Below are 2,439 nucleotides of genomic sequence, written 5' to 3'. Positions count from 1 at the left end.
TGTATTTGGCAAGTAAAAATTGTATTAAACGGCAATTAAAAATGTTACTTGCCAATACTCTCTATTTCCTTAACTTTGTAATAATGATTCCTTCATCCGATTACTAGGTCCTTTAAATACTACTAGGTGTGAATGATGAATAAGCCGATCAATGACAGCTTCCGTTAGAATTGGATCACCAAACACATGATTCCATTCTCCAAATCGCAGATTTGTTGTGATGATTAGACTCTTCATTTCATAACACAGGCTGATCACTTGAAATAAGAGTTCCGCCCCTTGTTTATGAAGTGGAATGTAACCTAGTTCATCTAAAACTAAGCAATCTAGCTTCTCAATTTGCTTTAAAAAACGACTCAATGTACCTTTCTCATTTGCCTCCAATAGTCTATTAACTAGACCAGCTACAGTATAAAACTTGATTTGTTTGCCATCTTTATGTATGGCATTTAAGCCGATTAAAGTGGCTAAGAAAGTCTTACCTGTTCCGACACCACCATAGAAAATTAAATTCTCTTTCTTATCAATGAAATGCCCCTCTAATAAATAGTCTCTTGTAAGGCCTTGATTATACTCAATTTCATCCCACCTAAATGGAACACTAGGTGTTTTTGGCAATGATGCTTGGCTTAGTAATAAATTTATTCTCCGTTCCTCCCGTTGCTGTATCTCAAGTTCCATTAATTTCAAGAGATATTCCTCATTAGTATCCGCCTGGATTTTGTTATAATTTTGTCTGATCCAGCTTAATTTTAATCTCTTGGCATATTCTTGTATGGTCGATTCCATTAAGATACACCGCCTTTATGAAAGAGTTGATCATAATGATTGGCACCTCTAGTCGCTGGGGGCATAACTGGAACCGTTCCTTTTACTGTTATTTCTCTTCTCAATCCACGACCATTGATTAATTGGTAGAATACTTGCTTAATGGAGTCAACCGAAGGATGACCACTTTCAGATGCTGTGTTCAGAGCTTGAGTGGCGTATGTAAAGTCATGCTCTTTTAATAAAACTGATAGTAAACGAAGTGCCTCTTGTTTCTCATTAACGGTACAATTGCCTAAGTAAGTTTGCCACTCTTGTGGCAATTGTTCATAGAAACTTGTATACTTAATGGCTGTTGGCCTTTTTGCCATGAGATTTAAGTATGGCTGCCACTCCATTGATTTCTTTTGTTTTCCATACAATCTAGTATGTTCGGTCACAAGGTTATGTTCCGGTGTTAATATTTCAATTTTATCAAATGATATTTTTGCCAAAACTACACTTTTGGCAAATCGGGGAGAGGTAGAGTAAATCCTATTGTCTACCTTAATAAAACCGTATTTATCAGCTTTTACTTCTTCATATCGAACACAAAGATATTCTTTTTCGGGTAACTGGTAAAAATGTTGCTTATCTTCCTTATATAGTTCGGCAATTAAAGTTTCTTTTTGATAATGCTTTCTCTGCCGGTCTTTTTCGGCAGCTAGCCAGAATGACTTATTTAAATCCTCTAGATTTGAAAAGGTGATCTCAGGTAAAAGGAAGTTATTTCTTATATATTTCACCATTGCTTCCACATGGCCTTTTTCATTTCCACTTGCTGGATTACAGAATTCAGTCTCAAAGCCATAATGAAAAACGAAGTTTTGAAATTCCTCTGTTAGTTGTCTCTCTCCGTTTGGTAATACTTTTTTTACTGCTGGGGTAAGGTTATCAAACCGAATGGCCTTCGGCACTCCTCCTATATGATGAAATATCCTCTTTAAACCCTCTAAAAAGCACTCTCTATTCTGTGATTGAAACACCTGAAAATAGAAAGCATTACTGTGTGGGAAAGAGAGCGCAAGATAAGGTAAGTTGATGATTTCTCCCTTATGTTTGAAGGGAGCTTCTCCAAAATCTACCTGGGCTGTTCCTGGTTTTGCTTCTAAAGGCAAAGCTGCATCGGTTACCTCCTCTAACAATCCTACTTTTCTCTTAGAAACATAATCTCTAACAGTACGTTCTGATCCTTCAAAATCAAATTCAGTTTTTAATTGATCGTAAATTCTTTTTGCTGTTCTACGAAACTTTTTCTTTTTCTTCATGTCCTCCGAAAGCCATTGATCAATTATTGATTTTACGGGATCCATGACTCTGCGTTTTCTTACTTGCTTATGTTGATTTTTATTCCAGTCTTCTTTATCTGCATACTTCTGAATAGTTCGCGGATCTTTCTCCATTTGTTTTGCCACTTTTGAATAAGAGTGACCTTTAATATTCACTTCTTGTTTGATATAATCAATATCAGTCACTGTTAACACTCCTTATACCTCCCTGTAATTGTTAGCCCAATCACAGAGAGTTTACTAGTATGAGAAGTTGTTGACAAGTGACTTTTTTATTTATCTAGCTCCGTAAGAACTACATAAATTAACTGCCGAACCCTACATTTTTATTCTGCCATAAACA

At 35.9% G+C, this 2,439-nt stretch carries 2 protein-coding genes; both read right to left on the bottom strand.

Annotated features, from left to right (window positions below):
• Positions 1-69 precede the first annotated feature (69 nt).
• On the bottom strand, positions 70-789 hold the full coding sequence (istB, locus tag ACVBAX_RS25200; RefSeq protein WP_447119680.1) for an IS21-like element helper ATPase IstB: 720 nt from the start codon (positions 787-789) through the stop codon (positions 70-72).
• On the bottom strand, positions 789-2,291 hold the full coding sequence (istA, locus tag ACVBAX_RS25195; RefSeq protein ID WP_447119678.1) for an IS21 family transposase: 1,503 nt from the start codon (positions 2,289-2,291) through the stop codon (positions 789-791). Before istA ends, istB begins: the two co-directional genes overlap by 1 nt.
• Positions 2,292-2,439: the final 148 nt, after the last annotated feature.

The organism is Robertmurraya sp. GLU-23 (assembly GCF_052983275.1).
This window is presented reverse-complemented; position numbering and strand designations above follow the sequence as displayed.